This window comes from Streptomyces sp. JNUCC 63, assembly GCF_054366325.1.
Genome location: NZ_CM135963.1, coordinates 7644821 through 7663736 on the forward strand (window position 1 = coordinate 7644821; position 18916 = coordinate 7663736).

The following is an 18916-nucleotide window of genomic DNA, read 5'->3' on the forward strand; positions in this document are numbered from 1 at the left end:
GTCTAGTACTGCAATCACAGTTACGGGGCCTGGTGTGATTGAGTGTCGCCGTGTCTGTGGACCTTGATGTGCGTCAAGTCGAGTCCTGGCGTGAGGTGTTGGCTGGGTTGCACGCGCGGTTCGCTGCGCGGTTCTCCCGATCCGAGCCACGCGGCCGGGCGCTGGAGTACATGGCCGGACTGATCGCGCCCCTGGAACGCAAGAACGGCTGGTCCCTGGCGGAACGGGCGGGCGAGACGCATCCGATCGGGATGCAGCGACTGCTGGGCGAGGCGGACTGGGACGCCGATGGGGTCCGCGATGACGTGCGGGACTTCGTCGTGGAGAGCATCGGCGACAAGCACGCGGTGCTGATCGGTGACGACACCGGGTTCCTGAAGAAGGGCACCAGGTCGGCCGGAGTGCAACGGCAGTACTCCGGCACCGCCGGCCGCACCGAGAACTGCCAGATCGGCACCTTCCTCGCCTACGCCTCCGAGCGAGGACGGGCGCTGATCGACCGGGAACTGTATCTGCCGAAGTCCTGGACGGATGACCGGGAGCGGTGCCGGGCGGCTGGCATCCCGGACGACGTGCCGTTCGCCACGAAGATCGAGCACTTCCAGGCCATGCTCCAGCGCGCCCTGGACGCGAAGGTGCCGTTCGCATGGGTGACCGCGGACGAGGCATACGGGCAGGTCAAGAAGCTGCGGTACTGGCTGGAGCAACGCGCGGTCGCGCACGTGCTGGCGACCAAGGTCAACGACACCGTCATCACCACCCGAGGCGCCGAGGTCCGGGTCGACACCCTGGTGGCCGGCCTGCCGCGGCAGGCGTGGAAGCGGCTGTCCGCCGGTCCCGGCGCCCACGGACAGCGGCTCTACGACTGGGCCCGGGCGCCGATCCGGATCTGGTGGGAGAACGGCTTCGGGCACTGGGTGCTGGCCCGCCGCAGTCTCATCGATCCCACCGAGATCGCCTACTACGTCTGCTACGGCCCGGTCGGCACCCGGCTGAGGGACCTGGCCCGGGTGGCCGGGGCCCGGTGGCAAGTCGAGGAATGCTTCCAGGCTGCGAAGAACGAGTGCGGCCTGGACCACTACCAGGTTCGCCGCTACGACGCCTGGTACCGGCACATCACCCTGTCCATGGCCGCGCTCGCCGCACTGACCGCCATCCGTGCCCGGGAACGGTTAAAGGGGGCAGCGATCTTGGACAAACCGGCCTGATCCCGCTGTCCGTCGCGGAGATCCGCCGCCTGATCGGACTGCTCCTTCGCCCGCAACACCTCACGCCGAAGCATCATCTGCATTGGTCTTGGTGGAGACGGCTCAGTCAGACCCGCGCTCGCCGCAGCCATTACAAACGCCGAGGCCAGGCCCCGTAACTGTGATTGCAGTACTAGTACTCCAGCCGGACTTCTGTATTTACCCTGGTCAACGGCCTGGCAGCGGGGAGTGTAGCGGGTGCGCTGTGGTCACGGGACGGTCTTGCCGGGGCCGTCCCACCAACGTGTGCCCGCGCCGCATGTAATGACAGCGTCGGGCTCGTGCTTGGTGGCGGCGTCTCCAGGCCGACCAATTCACCGTGTGGTCGCGGCCTGCAGGATGGCGGCGGGGTTCAGTTGCCGGCAGACGGCGGATTTCAGCTGGTGTGAGGTCCACGAGGTCGGGCGTGTCGGCCGTGTCACCCCTTTTTCGCGTTCCTGGGCGGCCATCGCTGCAAGGAACGCGTGGGCGAGCATGGCGAGCGTGATGTGCCGGTACCAGCCCACGTAGCGGCGGACCTCGTACTGGTCCAGGCCGCACTCGTTCTTCGCGATCTGGAAGCATTCCTCGATCTTCCATCGGCAACCGGCGACGCGGACCAGGTCGGCGACGGTGGCCTCCAGCGGGGCGCAGGCGAGATAGTAGGCGATCTCGTCGGGCTTGCCGATGCTGCGGCGGGTCGGCATCCACCGCTGCCGGGTCGGCTCGTCGCCGTCGGACTCGGCCACGGCGAGCAGACGGGCGGCGGCCCAGTCGTAGGAGCGTTCGCCCTTCGCCCCCTGACCCGCCGACAGACGCTGCCACGCCTCGAGCGGCGCCTGAGCGATGAGATGGTCGATGCGCGGGCCGTTCACCTGCTGGGATTTGGACACGGCCACGACGTAGAAGAGGCCGCGGTCTTCCAGGAAACGGCGGAAGTGGGAGTCCTGTCCGTAGGCGGAATCGGCGGTGACCCAGGTGAAAGGGAGCGGGGAGGCCAGAGCACGCTCGATCATGTCGCGGGCGAGGTCGCCCTTGGTGGCGAAGGTGCGGTCGTCGGGGACGCGGGCCGCTTGGCAGCGCTCGCGGTCGACCAGGGCGTGACCATACTGACACCCCTGATCTCTCATCTCATGACAGTGGCCACCCCTGCGGCAAGGCCGATTCCCAGGTCGCTGACCAGCGCGTCCGGACAACACCACGGGAACCCACTACTGACACGCCATCCACTGACACCAAACCGAGAGATCGCATCTCGGCCTCGTGTCAGTGAACCACCAGGGGATATACCGCGTGGTGACAGTGAGCCCCGCTGCCCGTGCCACCCTCATGTCAGCAGCGGACAGTCACTCCCCCACCGTGACCAGTGAAAAGGCGGCGGAAAGTAGCCGCCGGCGACTGCCGACCACTCCACTGACACGAACCCAACACATCGCAGCCGCACCGGCAGGGTCCTCGGACGATCCGCGGGTGCGGTGGATCACCCAGTGCCTGCCGGGAGAGGTCGCCCGGGAGCTGCTTGCCGCCCGGGACGCCGGCGCGAGCAGCAGCAGGTGATCCTGGCCCGCGCGCTGGGGCACGCCTATTTCCGCGACGGGGCCGCCACGCCCACGGCCTGCACATCGCCTTCAGTGACCTCGAGTTCGCCGACTTCTCGATCGGATGGAGATCGCACGGAAGGCCGCGGCCGTGGTGGCCAGCACCGTCAGGCCCAGCAGCCATCCGGCCACCACGTCGCTGACCCAGTGCACTCCCAAGGCGATGCGGGTGAAGCCCACCCCGATCACCGTCACCGCCGCCACACTCCACGCCACCGCTCGCCAGGCCCCGCGCAGCGCGGGCCGCAGCAGGACGAGCAGCACCCCGCATCCGACCATCCCGGTCAGCGCGTGCCCCGAGGGGAAGGCGTAGCCGGCGGCGTGGTCCACCGGGTCCGGCAGCTGCGGGCGCGGCCGGGCCACCGCCAGTTTCAGCAGCGTCGAGGTCAGCGCCGCCGTGGTCATCGCGACCGCAGCCCACGCGGCCTGCCGGACAGCACGGCGCCGCAGCAGCACGACGACCACGGCGGCGACCACCAGCCGCAGCGTCATCGGATCCCAGGCCACATCGGTCAGAAACCGCAGCACCCGCACGTACAGGGGATGGTCCAGTGCGAACGCGTGCAGCGCCGTCGCCGCGCTGACGTCGGCGTGCTGGACCCACTCGATGAACCCCATGCAGGCCCCGACCGCCGGTCAGGACGCGCGGCGGGCACTGCGCCGCGCCTTCAGCAGTTCGATCGCGACCGGGAGGACGGAGACCACGACGATGCCGACGAGGATCGCCTCGATGTTGTTCTTGACGAAGGCGATCTGCCCGAGGAAGTAGCCGAGGACGGTGACGCCCGAGCCCCAGGCGATGCCGCCGATGATGTTGTAGACCACGAATGTGCGGTAGTTCATGCGGCTCACGCCGGCCACGATCGGCGTGAAGGTGCGCACGATGGGCACGAAGCGGGCGAGCACGATCGAGCGCGGCCCGTACTTCTCGAAGAAGTCGTGGGCCTTGGCCACGTTCTCCTGCTTGAAGAACTTCGAGTCGGGGCGGCGGAACAGCGCGGGGCCGGCCTTGCGGCCGAACAGGTACCCCACCTGGTCGCCGGCGATGGCCGCCGCCACGACCAGCGTGCAGACCAGCCACAGCGGCTGTGTGAGGTACTGCCGGTCCGCCACGAGCAGTCCGGTGGTGAACAGCAGCGAGTCGCCGGGCAGGAAGAAGCCGATCAGCAGGCCCGACTCGGCGAAGACGATCGCCAGGATGCCCAGCAGGCCGAAGGTCGAGATCAGGTAGTCGGGGTCGAGCCAGGCGGGGCCGAGTGCGAGAGTGGTCATGGGGCGAAGACTCCTGGGGCGGATGGGTGCTGCGCGGGTCGGCGGGAGCGGGGGTGGGCGGCTACTCGATGGCGGCGGGGGCCAGCACGCCGGCGGTGACCAGGGCCGCGATCACCACACCAAGGGCGACGCGGTAGACCACGAAGGGGGCGAAGCTGTTGTTCGAGATGTACTTCAGGAACCATGCGATGGCGGCGTAGCCGACCACGAAGGCGATGCCGGTGGCCAGCAGGGTCGGGCCCCAGGCCGGAGCCGGGCCTTCGCCGATCTTGAACAGTTCCAGGGTGCCGGAGGCCACAACCGCGGGGATGGCCAGCAGGAACGAGTACCGGGCCGCGGCCTCCCGGGAGTAGCCCAGCAGCAGCCCCGCACTGATGGTTCCCCCGGAACGGGACACCCCGGGGATGAGGGCCAGCGCCTGGGCGAAGCCGTAGGTAAGGGCGTGGGGAAGGGTCAGCTCGGTGATCGGCTTGGCGTGGCGCACCGCCCGAGAGCGGTCGGCGATCGCCAGGATCAGCCCGAACACGATCAGCATGGCGGCAGTGATCCGCAGGTCGCGCAGGGAGGTCTCGATGGTGTCCTGAAAGGCGAGGCCGAAGAGGCCGATGGGCAGCGTGCCGACGATGACGAACCAGCCCATCCGGGCGTTCGGGTCCTTGCGTCGCTCCGGCCGCACCAGCGAGGCGGACCAGGCGCCGATGATCGCGGCGATGTCGCGGCGGAAGTAGATCAGCACCGCGAGCTCGGTGCCCAGCTGAGTGACGGCGGTGAACGCCGCGCCGGGATCCTCCCAGCCGAACAAGGCGGAGAACACCCGCAGGTGGGCGCTGGAGGAGATGGGCAGGAACTCGGTGAGTCCCTGCAGCAGGCCCAGTACGGTGGCCTCGAACCAAGACATCGCGGATGCGCTCCACACGGGTCGACGAAGACGACGGCGCCCGGCCGGAGACGGCCGGGGGTCCGTGAGCCCGCACGGGAGCGGCGGCCCCACGAACCGGCAGGCATGTTACAGCCGTAACATGTCTGCTGGGTGTCACGGTTTCCCCTGGTCGGGCGAGAGGGCCGAGAGGGCGCCGGATCGAACGTGGACCGGGAGGCAGGTGCCGTCGGCGACGACGTTACGGACGTATCATGCGCAAGCATGAGCGGCGGCGAGGTGATGGAGCCGGCCGGGAGTGAGGACGCCTGGCTGCTGGTGGCGGTGAGCACGGCCGGGGGCACCGACTCCCTGCGGGTGCACGTGTGGCGCAGGCTACGCGGGCTCGGGGCGGTGTACGTGCAGCAGTCGGTGTGCCTGCTGCCCGACCGCCCGCCAGTGGCCGGCGTGGTACGCAAGCTGGTCGACAAGGTCCGTGCCGAGGGCGGCACCGCCCGCTGCCTCCACGTGCGCCTGTCCGACCCGGTCGAGCGCGGCGAGCTGATCGGCGAGTTCCGCCAGGCCGTGACCGTGGAGTACGGCGAGGTCCTGGAACGCCTGCCCGCCTTCTTCACCGAGATCGACACCGAGACCACCAGGGGCCGCACCACCTTCGCCGAGGTCGAGGAGTCCGAGGCCGACCTGGCCCGCTACGAAGCATGGGTGGCAAAAATCGCCGCCCGGGACTACTTCGCCGCCCCGATCGGCGCCGAGGTCCGCGCCGAACTCGCCCGGGCCCGCCAGGCGATGAAGGCGTTCGAGGCCGCCGCCCTGGCCGCCGAGACCACCCCCGACGCGGGCACGGGCCGTGCGGCGGTGCGGCTGCGCACCGGAGAAGGGCACCGGCCATGAGCACCTGGCTGTCCATAACGCTGGCCGTGCTCGGCGGGATGCTGCTGTTCTGGCTGCTCACCTTCGCGGCCCTGGCCCTGGCCCTGGCCCGCCCGCGCGGCAACCTGCTCACCGAGGCGGCCCGGCTGCTGCCCGACCTGCTGCGGCTCATCCCCCGCCTCGCCCGCGACCAGGCCCTGCCGCGCGGGGTACGGGTACGGCTGTGGCTGCTGCTGGCCTACCTGGCGATGCCCATCGACCTGATACCCGACTTCATCCCCGTCCTCGGCTACGCCGACGACGCCATCGTGGTCGTCGCCGTCCTGTGCTCCGTCGTCCGCCACGCCGGAGCCGATGCTCTGGCCCGGCACTGGCCCGGCACCGACGACGGGCTCATTGCCGTCCGCCGCCTGACCAACCTGCCCGCCACCCCGAACCCATGAGCACAGCCGTAAAGAACGATCCTGACCCTCCTGACGGTGGTCACGGCGTTGCCCCGGCCGACCGTGACCGCGCCTTCGGACGCCTCGACGAGACCCGCAGCCGTACCGAGGGCGACGCCGGCCTCGGCCTGGCCATCGCGCGCGACGTCGTCCAGTACCACGGCGGGACGCTCACCCTCACCGACGCGCCCGGCGGCGGCGCGCTCTTCCAGGTCAGGCTGCCGCGTGCTCGCTGACAGCCGGCATGCCCAACGAGCCGTGCCGTTGGCTCTGTCCATGAGAGCGGGTTCTGGCTCGCTTTCCGTTTGCGCCGTGAGGCGCTGTTGGTTCGAGTGGAGGTGGAAGGCCGTGCGCCACGAGGCGCTGTGATCCGCGTGCGGGTGTGAGACCCGCACCGCCGTCCCGTCGCAGCGGGACGGCAGAAGCAGGGGGCAGCTGGGCCCGGCGAGTCGGCCGGATCTGGTGGAGAGCAGCCCCGACAACGACGGGACGCACCGGAACTACCGGACGGTGCGGGTCCGGCAAGCGAGACGGGAAGGTGGACGCGAGGAACCAGCGGTGTAAAGCCCCTCAAGACCTCCGCCAGCTCAAACCCGGTGGATCTGGGCTGGATCGCGGTGCGCACTGCCCGTACGGGCAGGAACTCCTGGATCGGATTGATCTTGCCGGTCGGGAGGCCACGGTGAAGGACTGCGGCGTAACCGTGGCGATGCCGCAGGGGCAAAGCTGGCCGCCTCACCCGACGAGCGGATCACAGTGAACGTGGGAACCATCCCGAAGCTCTCGTTTCGGCGCGCCTTCCAGGCGCGTCGGGCGGGAAGGCGCGACGTCCGCCGATGGCCCGGGGTGGGGCGGAGGGCTGGTAGTAGTCCGCGGGCGGGAAAGCCGTCCACATGGCGAAGCAGCCCAGCGGATTCGCGTAGTTGAGGAACTGCAAGGGACGGAGACGCTGGTGAATACCGGTGAGCTGTGGCCCGACCCCGATGGGGCCTGGCTGCGGGTACGACGGATGCAGACCAAGCTGCACCGATGGGCGGTCGATGATCCCGACCGCAGGTTCGATGATCTCTACAACCTCGTCCATCACCCCGACTTCCTCACCGTTGCGTGGGAGCGGGTGAGGGGCAACAAGGGGGCGCGCACCGCCGGCGTGGACCGGGTCATCCCGGCCTTCATCGCCGACGACGCCGACATCGTGGCCTTCCTGAGGAACACGCGGGAGCAGTTGAAGGCCCGCACGTTCACTCCGCTGCCGGTGCGGGAGCGCATGATCCCCAAGCCGGGCAGCGGAGGAAAGCTCAGGAGACTGGGGATTCCCACCGCGATGGACAGGCTCGTGCAAGCCTCGCTCGTGCTGGTCCTGGAACCGATCTTCGAGGCGTCCTTCAAGCCGGTCAGCTACGGCTTTCGCCCCGAACGACGGGCCCATGACGCCATCGCCGAGGTGCACCATTTCGGCTCCAAGGGATACCACTGGGTGCTGGATGCGGACATCGAGGCGTGCTTCGACAACATCGCGCACTCCGCTCTGTTGGAGCGGATGCGCCGACGAGTCGGAGACAAGCGGGTTCTTGCCCTGGTCAAGGCATTCCTGAAGGCGGGCATCATGTCTGCCGACGGTGAGACCAGGGACACGAACACCGGTACGCCCCAAGGCGGCATTGCCTCACCGCTGTTGGCGAACATCGCCCTCTCGGCGCTGGACGAACACTTCTGTGCCAAGTGGGACGCTCACGGCAGCGGTGGCAGGCGAACGGCACACCGCCGACGCGGAGGCGCCACATACCGGATCGTCCGCTACGCGGACGATTTTCTGATCATGGTGTGTGGCACCCGAGCTCACGCGGACGCGCTGTGGGAGGAGGTCTCGGCTGTGCTCGCCCCATTGGGGCTCCGCCTGTCCCAGGCCAAGACCCGTGTCTGTCACCTCGACGAGGGGCTGGACTTTCTCGGCTTCCGCATCCAGCGGAGACGCAAGAAGGGCACCAGCGAGTACTACGTCTACACCTATCCGTCGAAGAAGGCGCTGGCCTCCATCACGGGCAAGGTGCGGGCGGTGACGAACAAGAGAGGTCAGCGCACCCTCGCCGACTTGCTCCGCCAACTCAACTCGGCGGTGCGGGGGTGGTGTTACTACTTCCGGTTCGGGTCGTCCACAGCCACGTTCCACTATCTCGACGACTTTTGCTGGCGTCGGGTGACCTTGTGGTTGAGGAAGCAGCACCCGGGGATCGACTGGAGGACTCTGCGGCGCCGCTATCTGACCGGGGAACCCGGCTGGCGGCCCGAGGAGGACGGGATCACGTTGTTCGTCCCGCAGCGGGTGAAGGTGACCCGTTATCGCTGGCGCGGATACAGCATCCCAACACCATGGGCGAAAGCCACGACGGCGTGAGCCGCGCGGTCCAGCGGGAGTCCGTGGAGCGCCGGATGCGGTGAGAGCCGCATGTCCGGTGCGGAGGGCGGGCCGGGGAAACGGGCTGGTCACAAGACCATTACCGCGCCCCGGTCCGACCCCTACTGCACCAACTCGCTGTCGCAGCAGTCGGGTTGAAGCTGAGGGCAGCCTGATCCGGGTGATGCCGGGGAGGGCGAGAGCGGCCCTGACAAAGCCGGGACGTGACCAGTGCTGCCAGATGGGGCGGGTCCGGCAAGCGTGATGGAGAGGAGTATGCGAGGAACCGGCGTTTTACGTCTCTCAGAGTGCGGGATGTGACCTTCCGTCCGGCTTGTCATCGCTCGATGGTGTGACGTTGGGGCATCGCTGCCGGTCGGACGTTCGAGGTTCGCTTGGGTTGCGGCATGGACATGCGCAAGCCGTACCCGAGCGATCTCACCGATGAGCAGTGGGCGTTAGCCGAGCCGGTGATCACGGCGTGGAAGGCCCGGCACCCCTCGGTCAGCGGTCACCAGGGCAAATACGCGATGCGGGAGATCGTGAACGCGATCCTGTACCAGAACCGCACCGGCTGCCAGTGGGAGTTCCTGCCCCACGACATGCCTCCGCCCGGCGCGGTGAAGTACTACTTCTACCTCTGGCGCGACGACGGCACCGACCAGACCGTGCACGACCTGCTGCGGTGGCAGCTGCGGGAGAAGAAGAAGCGATTAGCCGACCCGAGCCTTGTCATCCTGGACACCCAGAGCATCCACGCTGCCGTCGGCGTGCCGGCCACCACGACCGGCAAGGACGCCTCGAAAAGGGTGCCGGGCCGGAAGAGATGCCTGGCCGTGGACACATTGGGTCTGGTCATCGAGGCCGTCGTCCTGCCGGCGTCCGCGCACGACAACGCCGCGGGCACCGCCCTGCTGGACGGCGTGGCCGCACAGACCGACACGGTCGAGAAGGCCCTGGTCGACCAGGGGTTCAAGAAGACCGTGGTCGCTCACGGCAAGCGGTACGGCATCGACGTGGAGATAGTCGAGCGCAACCCGGCCGACACCGGCTTCGTCCCGCAGGCCAAGCGGTCCTACCTTGTTCGTGGGTTGGACGGGCCGTCGTAAGGTCCAGAGACCCAGAGACACCGGGTATGGCTTCCAAGCGGTTGCCCTCGATGGTTCCATCCACCTGGCCGCCCGGTGTCTCACGACGACTCGGCCGCTGATTAGGAGCTGCGAACGCCTCCGAGCGGATCGCTGAGTAGGACCACGCCGGCGAGGTCGTCCGGGAGAACAGAGCGTCATCGAACGACCGGAGGAACAGGTGGCCCAGATCTGGGCGGGTACGGACATCGGCAAGACCCATCACCACTGCGTGGTCCTCAACGCGGAGGGAGCACGGTTGCTGTCGCGACGGGTCTTGAACGACGAGCCGGAGCTGCTGGCCCTGCTCGCCGATGTGCTGGCCCTCGACGAGGACGTGGTCTGGGCGGTCGACGTCGCCGACGGCATGGCCGCACTGTGGATCAGCCTCTTGCTCAACCACGGCCAGCACCTCGTCTACATACCCGGCCTGGCGGTTAACCGGGCTTCGGCCGGCTACCGGGGCATGGGCAAGACCGACGCGAAGGACGCCACCGTCATCGCCGACCAGGCCCGGATGCGCCGGGACCTGACCGTCCTGAAGCCGGACGACGAGCACGCCATCGAACTGCGGATCCTCACCAGTCGTCGGGCCGACCTGAACGCCGACCGCACCCGTCGGATCAACCGCCTGCGCGGCCAACTCACCAGCATCTTCCCGGCCTTGGAGCGAGTCCTCGACCTGGGCAACGTCGGGCCGCTGATTCTGCTGACCGGCTATCAGACGCCGGCCGCTCTGCGCCGAACCGGCCGCAGGCGCCTGGAGACCTGGCTGCGGAACCGCAACGCCCGCAGTCCCGAAGTCCTGGCCGAGGTCGCCCTGGAAGCGGCTGAGCGCCAGCACACCGCCGTCCCCGGGGAGAAGATCACGGCGCAGGTGATCCACACCCTAGCCAAGGAGGCGATGAGCCTCAACGAGCAGATCACCGAGATCGACAAGCTCATTGCGGCCCGGTTTCGCGACCACGAACTCGCCGAAGTGATCTCCAGCATGCCCGGCATCGGCCCGCTGTTGGGCGCCGAGTTCCTCGCCGCCACCGCCGGCGACATGAGCCGCTACGGCACCGCTGACCGCTTGGCCAGCCTTGCCGGAGTCGCTCCGGTCCCCCGGGACTCGGGCAACATCAGCGGCAACCTGCACCGGCCCAAGCGCTATCACCGTGGGCTGCAACGCGTCTTCTACACCTCCGCGCTGATCAGTATCCGCAGCTGCGACCAGTCGCGTCGTTTCTACGAACGCAAGCGCGCCGAAGGCAAGCGGCACACCCAGGCCGTCCTCGCCCTGGCCCGGCGACGCGTGAACGTCCTGTGGGCTCTCATCCGTGACGGACAGTGCTACCAAAGCAACCTCCCTGTCACTGCTGCGGCTTGACAACATCATTAGGAGGTGGATCATCGAGCAGACCAACGGGATCTTGATGTTCTACCGGCGCCTCGTGCGCGACTACGAGCACCGGCCCTCCAGCTCCCGCTCCCGGGTGTTCTGGGCGATGACCTCCGTCATGGCCCGTCGCCTCACCGGATCCACCATCGCCTCCTGGAAGACAGCGTGAGCGACAACCCGCAGATCAGGGCCGCCCTGGAGTACGTCGAGGCCCGTGAGGCCGAACTCGGCGAGCAGGCTGGAGAGATTCGCTCCCGCATTGAGGACCTCACCGCCCGGCTGGGCGAACTCGACGCGGAGAGCGAGAACCTGCGCATCACCCGCAAGACCCTCCTCGACATCCCCGCACCGGCCCCCGCCGACGAACCGGCCCGACCCGACGTCCCGGACCACCCGGCCTACCAGCTGATCCTCACCGCCTTCGCCGACACCGGAAAGCCGCTGCGCGCCCGCGACCTCTGCCAGGCCCTCGACCTGCCGATCGTCCCGAAGAACACCGAGGGCATCCGGTCCAAGCTGAAACGCCTGGTCACACGGGGCATCCTCACCGAACCCGAGCCCGGCCTGTTCGCTCAGCCCCGCCCCTGACCGTCCACTCGCCCCGCCGACCAGGGCTCCTCACCCAGACCCAACCCCGAAACGGACATCAGCTCACATCCCGCACTCTCAGTACACCACTCCAGCGGACGTGACCCCGTCAGACTGCGGGGGCTGCCACCAGAGGGCACCGCGGCCCGCCCTCAGGCCGGCCCCGCCAGGCATGCGGCGCAATGGGCTTGGAGCTGGGCAGCTTCTCGCAACCGGTTGGTGCCCCGGTCTCCTGCCCGGCGGCGCCGGCACGTTGGGGGCGGCCGGGCCCGGTCGTCGCGCAGTCCCGGCGCACAGAAGGGGCGGGTTGCCTGGTCCGGCAACCCGCCGTGCATCAGCGTGAGCGGTCAGCCCCGGACGATGTTCTGTGCCTGCGGGCCCTTTGGGCCCTGGCCGATGTCGAAGGTGACGTGCTCGCCCTCGGTCAGCTCACGGTAGCCGCCCCCGCCCTGGATTTCGGAGTAGTGGGCGAAGACGTCCGGGCCTCCGTCGTCCTGGGCGATGAAGCCATAACCCTTGTCGGCGCTGAACCACTTCACGGTGCCGCTGGCCATGCTGCTATTCCTTCGATCCTGCTCGGGAACAGCCCTTGGTCACGGGCATGTTCCGGCTCCCGTAACAACAAAAGGAGCCACCAGCCGTTCTACCCCGCATGGCCTGGTCTACCCGGCCGGGACACACGCGCATAAGCGGCTCAAGTGCCGGGAGTACGGCAGGGCGCCGGCAATTGAGGTCTGGCGCTGTGCGTGGGGCTACAGGCGGACGACGATCAAGGCGATGTCGTCGTCTCCGCCGCCGCTGACGTCGAGGCGGGACAGCAGGGTGTCGGCGAGGTGGTCCGGGCTGAGGCTGGGGTTGTCGGTGAGTTGGTGCAGGCCGGTGTCGATGTCCTGGCCGCGGCGTTCGATGAGCCCGTCGGTGTAGAGCAGGACGGTGGACTGGGCGGGAGGGCTTCCATGGCGCTGACGTCGCGCAGGACGCTGTGTCCGCCTTCGAGGTAGTGGGTGTCTCCATGGGTGACCAGGAGCGGCGGCAGGTGGCCGGCGTTGGTGTAATCGAGGTACCAGGGACCGTCTTCGGGCCCGTGGAAGATGGCGTAGATGCAGTTGGCGGTGGTCCCGGTGCAGGGGACTTCCACGGCCAGTTGCTGCCCCGCGGAGCCGGCCGTGTGCAGCATCTCTTCCAGATCACCGGTTCTGCTCCAGTTCCACCCGAGTGGCCCGTCATACAAGTCGCCGCAGGCGGCGCACCGCCCTCATCACGTACAGTCAACTTTGTGACACTGGGCGATGGGACGTACCGATTCGGGCCGCCGACCGGCCGCCTGCTGATCAAGACAGGCCGCGCCGGGCTCGGCCGGAAGGCGGGGCACGACCTTACGATCGAGGCCACCCGATGGTCCGGGAACGCGGTGGTCGTCGCGAGCGATCCCGGCCAGTCGTCGGTGACCGTGACGGTCGAGACGGGATCGCTGACCGTCCGGGAGGGGAGGGGAGGGGTCAAACCCCTCACCGACGCCGACAAGGCGGAGATCAGGCGGACGCTGGAGGGCGAGGGCGTGCTGCACACCGCACAGCACCCGACCATCGCCTTCCGCTCCACGAACATCACGGGAACGCCCGAGTCCTTCGAGATCGCGGGAGAGCTCACGATCAAAGGTCGGACTCACCCGGTGACCGTGCACGGGGGCAGTGACAGGGATGGGATGGTGTGCGGTTCGGCGACCGTCACCCAGTCCACCTGGGGGATCAAGCCGTACAGCGCGTTCCTGGGCGCGCTGAGACTGGCCGACGACGTCCGGATCGAGTTCGCGGTGACCAAGCTCGAACCACTCCCCGGTCCCGGGCAGGCCCCCGGACAGCCGTAGCGGGCAAGGACGCGTCCGGTACCTGTTCAGACGTCTCCCAGTGCCAGTCGGAGCCCTGTTCGATGAGTCGTCCGGGTGAGTTCCGGCCCTCCGCCTCCGGTCGCCCATCACCTGGCGAACCTGGAACGATCGGGCGCGCTGATACGCGACGGCCGCGGCTGGAACACCTGCCGACTGGGCCGCGAACCGGCACGGCAGGGCTCAACTGGCCGCGCAACGCTGTGACCAGCCGTGGTCGGGCCGGTGGTCGGGGTGGTGGGCAGCGGCTTCGCCGTGGTGGGCAGGGGCTGCGTGGGGCGTCTTCAGGCTCGGGGAGTGGCTCCAGCTGACGGTGCTGCCGGGATCCCGGACCGGGTGCCACACGGGCTCGGCAGGACCGCCTCGTCTTGTAGCCGACCCAGGACAGGAAAGAGAAAGGGTGGGACGGGCTGGGGCTGGCGGTCGGCGCGGCCGGGGGATCGGGCGCCCTCGGGGGTGTCGTTGCGCGTCGGCAGGGGCCTTGCGCGCTCCGAGCCGGGCGAGGCCGGCACGCCACAGTGGAACGGCCGGACGGTGATCATCGGCATCGTGCTGACCACCGTGATCCTCGCGGTGGTGTCCGCCGTGGTGCGTGGCTTCCCCAGGCGAGCGTCTGTGCGCTGTTCGGGGAGCCGGTGGTGCGGTGCTGGCGCGCCACGACCGGCAAGCAACCGGGTGGGCCACAGGATAAGCACACGGGCGTGCCAAGCGGCGGGCCCGATTCCCCGGCGGCGCCTGCACAGCCCGCGGGTCTTGCGCAGTCCGCGGGGCCGCCCGCCCTGCTGCACCGTTCCCTCAGCGGTGCAGCAGGGCAGCGCCCGCGCACCGTGTGCGTAGAGGTGGGACTGCCAGGGTCGTGCAGGCGGCCCGCGAATGCCGATGAGACCTGGCAACGGTGGTGTGCCCAGGCCCGTGTTGCGGCACCGGCCGGCCGGGCAGGAACCCTGGCAGGAGGAGTGGCGGCGGCACTACCCGCTCTTCTGGCGGCTGCTGTTGCCCGGGCGACGCCAGGGGATGTCCCGCGGCGCCGGCAGTGCGGACCAGGAGACGGAGGTTGGCCGGTACCGGTTGTCGACGCGCCACCGGCAGGGCCTGTCTCCCTTCAGGCGGCGAGTAGCCGCCCGCGAGGAGATCGCGGGCGGGCGGCTGCTCGCACTCTGGTAGGGGGCCGGTGCTTACGGCGCCACCGGATCGCCATCGCCTGGCACAGCTCGTCCGAGGGCTCCAGGCCGCGTCGTCCAGGAGCACCTGCCGGTAGGTGCGCCCCTCCTTGAGGGAGGCGTCCAGGCGAGCCTGAGCCGACGCCTTGATCCGGTCCGAGGCGGGCGCTGTGGGCGCCGTGTCCGGCGCGGGCCACAGCAGGATCACGCCGGCGACGACGGCCGCGCACACGAGGGCTGCGGCACCCGACTTTCCCCCTGATCGACAGGGGCCGAGAGGGTAGCAGCCGGGGAAAAGACCAGGTCAGGCTCATCGGAGTACAGTGGGACACGCGGAGTTCTCTGCGGGCTGCAAGGAGCGAGGCATGATCCATTCAGCCGATATCCGCGAGTGGCGCAACCGCGACGTGATCGATCCCCAGGGCCACAAGATCGGGGCCCTGGAAGGGGTCTACGTGGACACCACCACCGACGCGCCGTCCGTCGCCACCGTCCGCACCGGACTGCCCACCCGGCAGCGACTCGTCTTCGTCCCCGTCGACGAGGCGACCGTGGGACCCGGTTACGTGCGGGTGGCGTACTCGAAAGGGCAGGTGCGGAAGGCACCGTCGATGGGCACGGACGACGTCCTGCCGGCCGACCGGGAAGAAGAGATCTTCAAGCATTACGACAGGCCCTACGAGCCTCGCGCCGACCGCGGACGCCGCCTCGCGCGCCGCTGAGCACCGGCCGGGGGAAGTGAGCAGCCACGTTGGCGCTCTTCCTGTTCCTGATCCTCGTCGCGATCGCCCTGGGGCTCGTCGGCGCGGTGCTGAAGGGGCTGTTCTACCTCCTGGTCATCGGCGTGGTGCTCTTCGTGGCCGACCTCGTGCTGCTGGGCGCGCGCTGGTCCCGGCGATCGCACCGGCACCTCGTCCGGTGATGACGCCACGCGCGGGCCGTTGGCCTTTATGGGGCCGTTTCCGGGGGGCATTGGCGTCCGCTTGAGGTCGTTTCGGGGGTATCGGCGTCCGCCGAGGCGGTCGTCGTGGAGGTGTCCGGCGACGGCGGCGAGCTGGTCGGGGCCGGCGAGTTCGGTCAGTCCGTGCACGGCGGCGTCCATGCGGTCGGGGCTGTCCATGCCGACGACTCAGGTGACCATCTGGTCCTCCAGCCGCACGCGGGTGCCGACGTGGTGGGCGAGGCCTGGTCGTACGGCCTGGGGAACAGCGGAACAGCCACTACCTCGACTGCCTGGGCCGCTACTCCTTCCGGCTGCCGGAGCCGCCCGGCGGAATGCGGCCCCTGCGCGTCCCGGACGCCGCCGAGGGGGAGTGAGCGCCCGCACCCGAGCGGCTGACCCTCGAGCGCGCCTACCGGCCGGCGGCGTCGAGTTCGTCGTACATGTCGGCCGTGTAGTGGCCGGGCATGTTGCACACCAGCTCGTAGCGCCCGGGGCGGAGGGTCAGGGTGGTCCAGCCCACCGTGCCGGAGGCGATGCCGTCGCCCGCGCCGCCGCGGCAGCTGCGCGAGGCTTCGCCCAGGCTGCCCGCCTCGCTGACCTTCCCGTCCGAGCCGACCGGCCGTTCGCCCACGGCCCGGCCGGCCCGCAGCGGCAGCACGACGACCTCGTGGGTGAGGGCTCCAGCGTTGACCACCCGCAGCGACATGGTGTCGGCGGGAACCGCGCTAGGTCGCCGAGGGTGGTCGGGTCGAGCAGCAGGTCAGGCACGGGCGCCCTCCCGGTCGCGGCGGGCGGTGCCGGTGCCGTGGCAGGCCGGGCAGTCGACGGTGATCGTGTGCAGGTGGCCGCGGGCGTCGCGGCCGCCGAGAGTGTCGGCGGCAGAGGCGAAACCGTCGCAGGCCGTGCAGGTCCTCGGCGGGGTGTAGTGCGCTGGGTCATGATGGTGGTTCCTACATCAGTTCGGGGAGTCGCCGGGTTCCGGCGGACTCCGGGTGGCAGCCGTCCGGCAGGTGAGCACTCGTGGTTCCTGGACGTTGAGTCCTGACGAAAGACCGTGCCCCTGCCGGTTGGCCCGGAGAGTTGATCGCTGATGGGATGTCGTGCCCGCCGCCGGGCGGCGTGAGCACTGCTTGATCAGGTTGCTGATGGTTCTCCGGCAGGCTGCTGAAGGTGATCGGCATCGAGAGCGGGAGGACCGTTGCGACTGTTCCTGGGTATCGGCGGTCACGTAATTCGGCTCTGACGCTGATCTTGTGACGCTGTCGGTGTCAGTGGCGGCTGTGACCATGACTCGCGTGTTCTTCGCGGAGCTTCGAGGTGTTGTTCCCCCATCTGGCTGGTGTCGTGGTGGAGTTGGTCGAGCGGGCTGTGGCCGGGGTGGTCACGATGCATGCGCGGGCCCGCTCGGCGGGTGCGGACTGTCCGCACTGCGGTAGTGCGTCGGGCCGGGTGCACGGCCGGTACGTGCGACGGCTCGCGGACGTCCGGTCGGTGGTGCCGGTGTGGTGATCGAGCTGCTGGTGCGGCGGTTCAAGTGCCCGAACCCGGCGTGCCGGGCGGTGACGTTCGCCGAGCAGATCGCGGGGCTGACGAGCCCGCATGCCCGCTACACGCCCCTGGTGCGTGAGCAGTTGACCTCGATCGCTCTCGCGCTGGCCGGCCGGGCGGGAGCCCGCCTGGCCGGGGTGCTGGGCCTGCGCGTCGCCAAGGACACCCTGTTACGTCTGGTCCGCGCCGTACCGGAAGAACCCGTCGGAAAGATCCGTGTGCTCGGTGTCGACGACTTCGCGCTACGGAAGGGCGGCTCGTACGCCACGATCCTGGTGGACCTGGAGTCACGGCGCCCGGTGGACGTGCTGCCCGGCCGGGATGCCGAGCCGCTGGCCGCCTGGCTGAAGGGCCACCCGGAAGTGGAGATCATTTGCCGGGACCGGGCCGGGGCCTATGCCGAGGGTGCCCGCAGCGGCGCCCCGCAGGCTCGGCAGGTCGCCGACGCCTGGCATCTGTGGAGCAACCTCGGCGAGGCCGTGGAAAAGACCGTCGCCGCCCACCACGCCTGTGTCCGGACCGCGTTCGGGAACACCGTACCGGCCGCCCCGCCGACCAGCGACGACATCTGGCGGACGCCACCGGCACCGGCTGCCGCGCTGCTCGACGTCTGCGGACGCGAGCGCCGCCTGGTGACCCGGACCAGGGAACGCTACACCGCCGTGCGACAGCTTCTGGACGACGGCAGCACGCTGGAGGAGATCTGCCGGACACTGCGGCTGGACCGGTCCACCGTGCGTCGCTTCGCCCGCGCCACCAGTCTCGACGAGCTGCTGGTCAAAGCGACGAACCGCCCCACCATCCTGGACGAGTGCAAGCCTTACCTCCACCGGCGGTGGAACGAGGGCTGTCACAACAGTGCCCAGCTCCACCAGGAGATCGTCGCCCTGGGCTTCGCCGGAAGCATCCAGACCGTGCGGCGCTACCTCCGCCCGTTCAAGGCCGCCACCGCCGCGCCACCCGTGCCCCGCCCGGCTCCACGGCCCCGTCGCATCGTCCGCTGGATCATGACCGACCCCGGGAACCTGACAGCCGATGAGGCCGCCGACCTCAAGGAGATACGGACCGGATGCCCCGGGCTCGATGCCGTCACCCACCACGTCCGCGACTTCGCCGCCATGATGCGCGAGCTGCGGGGTGACCAGCTGCCCGCCTGGATGGAGCGCGTCCTCGCCGACGACCTGCCCGCCCTGCACTCCCTCGTCAACGGACTGAGCCGCGACCTCGACGCCGTCGTCGCCGGGCTCTCCACCCCCTGGAGCTCCGGCCAGGTCGAAGGACAGGTCACAAGGACGAAGCTACTCAAGAGGCAAGGATTCGGACGAGCCAGCCTCGACTTCCTCCGCAAGCGCATACTCCTCACGTCCTGACCCGACTGCGTCACAAGATCAGCGCCAGAGCCGAATTACGTGACCGTCGACAAGCTCACGGACCTTTTTTACGCAGGGCCGCGTTCTCCGCCTCAAGCGGTGTGGCCGGCTCCGCGGGCACCTCCGCATGCCGCCATCCTGCCGCCCAAGACCGGCGGGTCGGCCGCAACCCCGGTCCCTGAACGCGGGCGGCCAAGCGAACGAAGAAAGCGCGGCTGGAGAAAAACGCC

General features: G+C 69.3%; 18 protein-coding genes and 3 pseudogenes. 14 read left to right on the forward strand and 7 right to left on the reverse strand.

Going from position 1 to position 18916, the window contains the following annotated elements; translation table 11 throughout:
* Positions 1-68: 68 nt before the first annotated feature.
* Positions 69-1208, forward strand: a complete 1140-nt coding sequence (locus tag ACX25U_RS35360) for an IS701 family transposase (RefSeq protein ID WP_454386058.1) — start codon at positions 69-71, stop codon at positions 1206-1208.
* A gap of 353 nt (positions 1209-1561) precedes the next feature.
* Here the strand turns inward: ACX25U_RS35360 and ACX25U_RS35365 are convergent.
* From ACX25U_RS35365 to ACX25U_RS35380, 4 genes and pseudogenes are all read right to left on the reverse strand, one after another.
* Positions 1562-2332: pseudogene (locus ACX25U_RS35365) on the reverse strand (IS701 family transposase); the annotation flags it as partial.
* A 522-nt stretch (positions 2333-2854) separates the two neighbouring features.
* On the reverse strand, positions 2855-3442 hold the full coding sequence (locus tag ACX25U_RS35370) for a phosphatase PAP2 family protein (RefSeq protein ID WP_454386060.1): 588 nt from the start codon (positions 3440-3442) through the stop codon (positions 2855-2857).
* Between the two features lie 18 nt (positions 3443-3460).
* A complete protein-coding gene (locus ACX25U_RS35375) occupies positions 3461-4096 on the reverse strand; it encodes a DedA family protein (protein ID WP_454386062.1) in 636 nt (211 codons plus the stop codon).
* A 61-nt stretch (positions 4097-4157) separates the two neighbouring features.
* A complete protein-coding gene (locus ACX25U_RS35380; protein WP_454386064.1) occupies positions 4158-4994 on the reverse strand; it encodes an undecaprenyl-diphosphate phosphatase in 837 nt (278 codons plus the stop codon).
* Positions 4995-5237: 243 nt separating this feature from the next.
* Here ACX25U_RS35380 and ACX25U_RS35385 point away from each other — a divergent pair, with 243 nt between their 5' ends.
* The 8 genes and pseudogenes from ACX25U_RS35385 (at position 5238) to ACX25U_RS35420 (ending at position 11780) form a co-directional block, all read left to right on the forward strand.
* Positions 5238-5864 carry a Chromate resistance protein ChrB gene (locus tag ACX25U_RS35385; RefSeq protein ID WP_454386065.1) on the forward strand — a complete coding sequence of 209 codons (627 nt, stop codon included), beginning with the start codon at positions 5238-5240 and terminating at the stop codon, positions 5862-5864.
* The gene (locus ACX25U_RS35390) at positions 5861-6286 is read left to right on the forward strand and encodes a YkvA family protein (RefSeq protein ID WP_454386067.1); all 426 of its coding nucleotides are present in this window, start codon (positions 5861-5863) and stop codon (positions 6284-6286) included. Before ACX25U_RS35385 ends, ACX25U_RS35390 begins: the two co-directional genes overlap by 4 nt.
* Positions 6287-6318: 32 nt before the next feature.
* Positions 6319-6522: pseudogene (locus ACX25U_RS35395) on the forward strand (ATP-binding protein); the annotation flags it as partial.
* A gap of 716 nt (positions 6523-7238) precedes the next feature.
* Positions 7239-8681, forward strand: a complete 1443-nt coding sequence (gene ltrA, locus ACX25U_RS35400) for a group II intron reverse transcriptase/maturase (protein WP_454386069.1) — start codon at positions 7239-7241, stop codon at positions 8679-8681.
* Positions 8682-9088: 407 nt separating this feature from the next.
* Positions 9089-9754, forward strand: a pseudogene (locus tag ACX25U_RS35405) (IS5 family transposase); the annotation flags it as partial.
* 235 nt (positions 9755-9989) lie between these two features.
* Positions 9990-11180 (forward strand): IS110 family RNA-guided transposase, encoded by a 1191-nt coding sequence (locus tag ACX25U_RS35410; protein ID WP_454386071.1) that lies wholly within the window; start codon positions 9990-9992, stop codon positions 11178-11180.
* Between the two features lie 46 nt (positions 11181-11226).
* Positions 11227-11361 carry a hypothetical protein gene (locus ACX25U_RS35415; RefSeq protein WP_454386072.1) on the forward strand — a complete coding sequence of 45 codons (135 nt, stop codon included), beginning with the start codon at positions 11227-11229 and terminating at the stop codon, positions 11359-11361.
* Positions 11358-11780, forward strand: a complete 423-nt coding sequence (locus ACX25U_RS35420; RefSeq protein WP_454386074.1) for a hypothetical protein — start codon at positions 11358-11360, stop codon at positions 11778-11780. The genes ACX25U_RS35415 and ACX25U_RS35420 overlap by 4 nt, the downstream gene beginning before the upstream one ends.
* A gap of 347 nt (positions 11781-12127) precedes the next feature.
* On the opposite strand, the gene ACX25U_RS35425 is transcribed toward ACX25U_RS35420, so the two are convergent.
* The gene (locus ACX25U_RS35425; protein ID WP_454386076.1) at positions 12128-12334 is read right to left on the reverse strand and encodes a cold-shock protein; all 207 of its coding nucleotides are present in this window, start codon (positions 12332-12334) and stop codon (positions 12128-12130) included.
* A 198-nt stretch (positions 12335-12532) separates the two neighbouring features.
* Positions 12533-12907, reverse strand: coding sequence for a SpoIIE family protein phosphatase (locus tag ACX25U_RS35430; RefSeq protein WP_454394656.1), 375 nt, complete (start codon positions 12905-12907; stop codon positions 12533-12535).
* A 149-nt stretch (positions 12908-13056) separates the two neighbouring features.
* Between ACX25U_RS35430 and ACX25U_RS35435 the strand changes: the two genes are divergently transcribed.
* The 4 genes from ACX25U_RS35435 to ACX25U_RS35450 all read left to right on the forward strand — a co-directional run bounded on the left by ACX25U_RS35435 (position 13057) and on the right by ACX25U_RS35450 (position 15747).
* Positions 13057-13647, forward strand: a complete 591-nt coding sequence (locus tag ACX25U_RS35435; RefSeq protein WP_454386078.1) for a YceI family protein — start codon at positions 13057-13059, stop codon at positions 13645-13647.
* A gap of 918 nt (positions 13648-14565) precedes the next feature.
* Positions 14566-14829 (forward strand): hypothetical protein, encoded by a 264-nt coding sequence (locus tag ACX25U_RS35440; protein WP_454386080.1) that lies wholly within the window; start codon positions 14566-14568, stop codon positions 14827-14829.
* A 361-nt stretch (positions 14830-15190) separates the two neighbouring features.
* Positions 15191-15547: a PRC-barrel domain-containing protein gene (locus ACX25U_RS35445; RefSeq protein WP_454386082.1), complete on the forward strand. Its 357-nt coding sequence runs from the start codon at positions 15191-15193 to the stop codon at positions 15545-15547.
* 29 nt (positions 15548-15576) lie between these two features.
* Positions 15577-15747 (forward strand): hypothetical protein, encoded by a 171-nt coding sequence (locus ACX25U_RS35450; protein WP_454386084.1) that lies wholly within the window; start codon positions 15577-15579, stop codon positions 15745-15747.
* Positions 15748-16177: 430 nt separating this feature from the next.
* On the opposite strand, the gene ACX25U_RS35455 is transcribed toward ACX25U_RS35450, so the two are convergent.
* Positions 16178-16474, reverse strand: coding sequence for a hypothetical protein (locus ACX25U_RS35455; RefSeq protein ID WP_454386086.1), 297 nt, complete (start codon positions 16472-16474; stop codon positions 16178-16180).
* Between the two features lie 796 nt (positions 16475-17270).
* On the opposite strand from ACX25U_RS35455, the gene ACX25U_RS35460 reads away from it, so the two are divergent.
* On the forward strand, positions 17271-18686 hold the full coding sequence (locus ACX25U_RS35460; protein WP_454386088.1) for an ISL3 family transposase: 1416 nt from the start codon (positions 17271-17273) through the stop codon (positions 18684-18686).
* The last annotated feature ends 230 nt before the right edge of the window (positions 18687-18916 follow it).

Excerpts from the sequence above, each read along its gene's own strand:
- ACX25U_RS35455 (WP_454386086.1), bottom strand. The coding sequence starts at position 16,474 with ATGTCGCTGCGGGTGGTCAACGCTGGAGCCCTCACCCACGAGGTCGTC.
- ACX25U_RS35375 (WP_454386062.1), bottom strand. The coding sequence starts at position 4,096 with ATGACCACTCTCGCACTCGGCCCCGCCTGGCTCGACCCCGACTACCTG.
- ACX25U_RS35425 (WP_454386076.1), bottom strand. The coding sequence starts at position 12,334 with ATGGCCAGCGGCACCGTGAAGTGGTTCAGCGCCGACAAGGGTTATGGC.
- ACX25U_RS35445 (WP_454386082.1), top strand. The coding sequence starts at position 15,191 with ATGATCCATTCAGCCGATATCCGCGAGTGGCGCAACCGCGACGTGATC.
- ACX25U_RS35390 (WP_454386067.1), top strand. The coding sequence starts at position 5,861 with ATGAGCACCTGGCTGTCCATAACGCTGGCCGTGCTCGGCGGGATGCTG.
- ACX25U_RS35380 (WP_454386064.1), bottom strand. The coding sequence starts at position 4,994 with ATGTCTTGGTTCGAGGCCACCGTACTGGGCCTGCTGCAGGGACTCACC.
- ACX25U_RS35370 (WP_454386060.1), bottom strand. The coding sequence starts at position 3,442 with ATGGGGTTCATCGAGTGGGTCCAGCACGCCGACGTCAGCGCGGCGACG.
- ACX25U_RS35415 (WP_454386072.1), top strand. The coding sequence starts at position 11,227 with ATGTTCTACCGGCGCCTCGTGCGCGACTACGAGCACCGGCCCTCCAGC.
- ACX25U_RS35385 (WP_454386065.1), top strand. The coding sequence starts at position 5,238 with ATGAGCGGCGGCGAGGTGATGGAGCCGGCCGGGAGTGAGGACGCCTGG.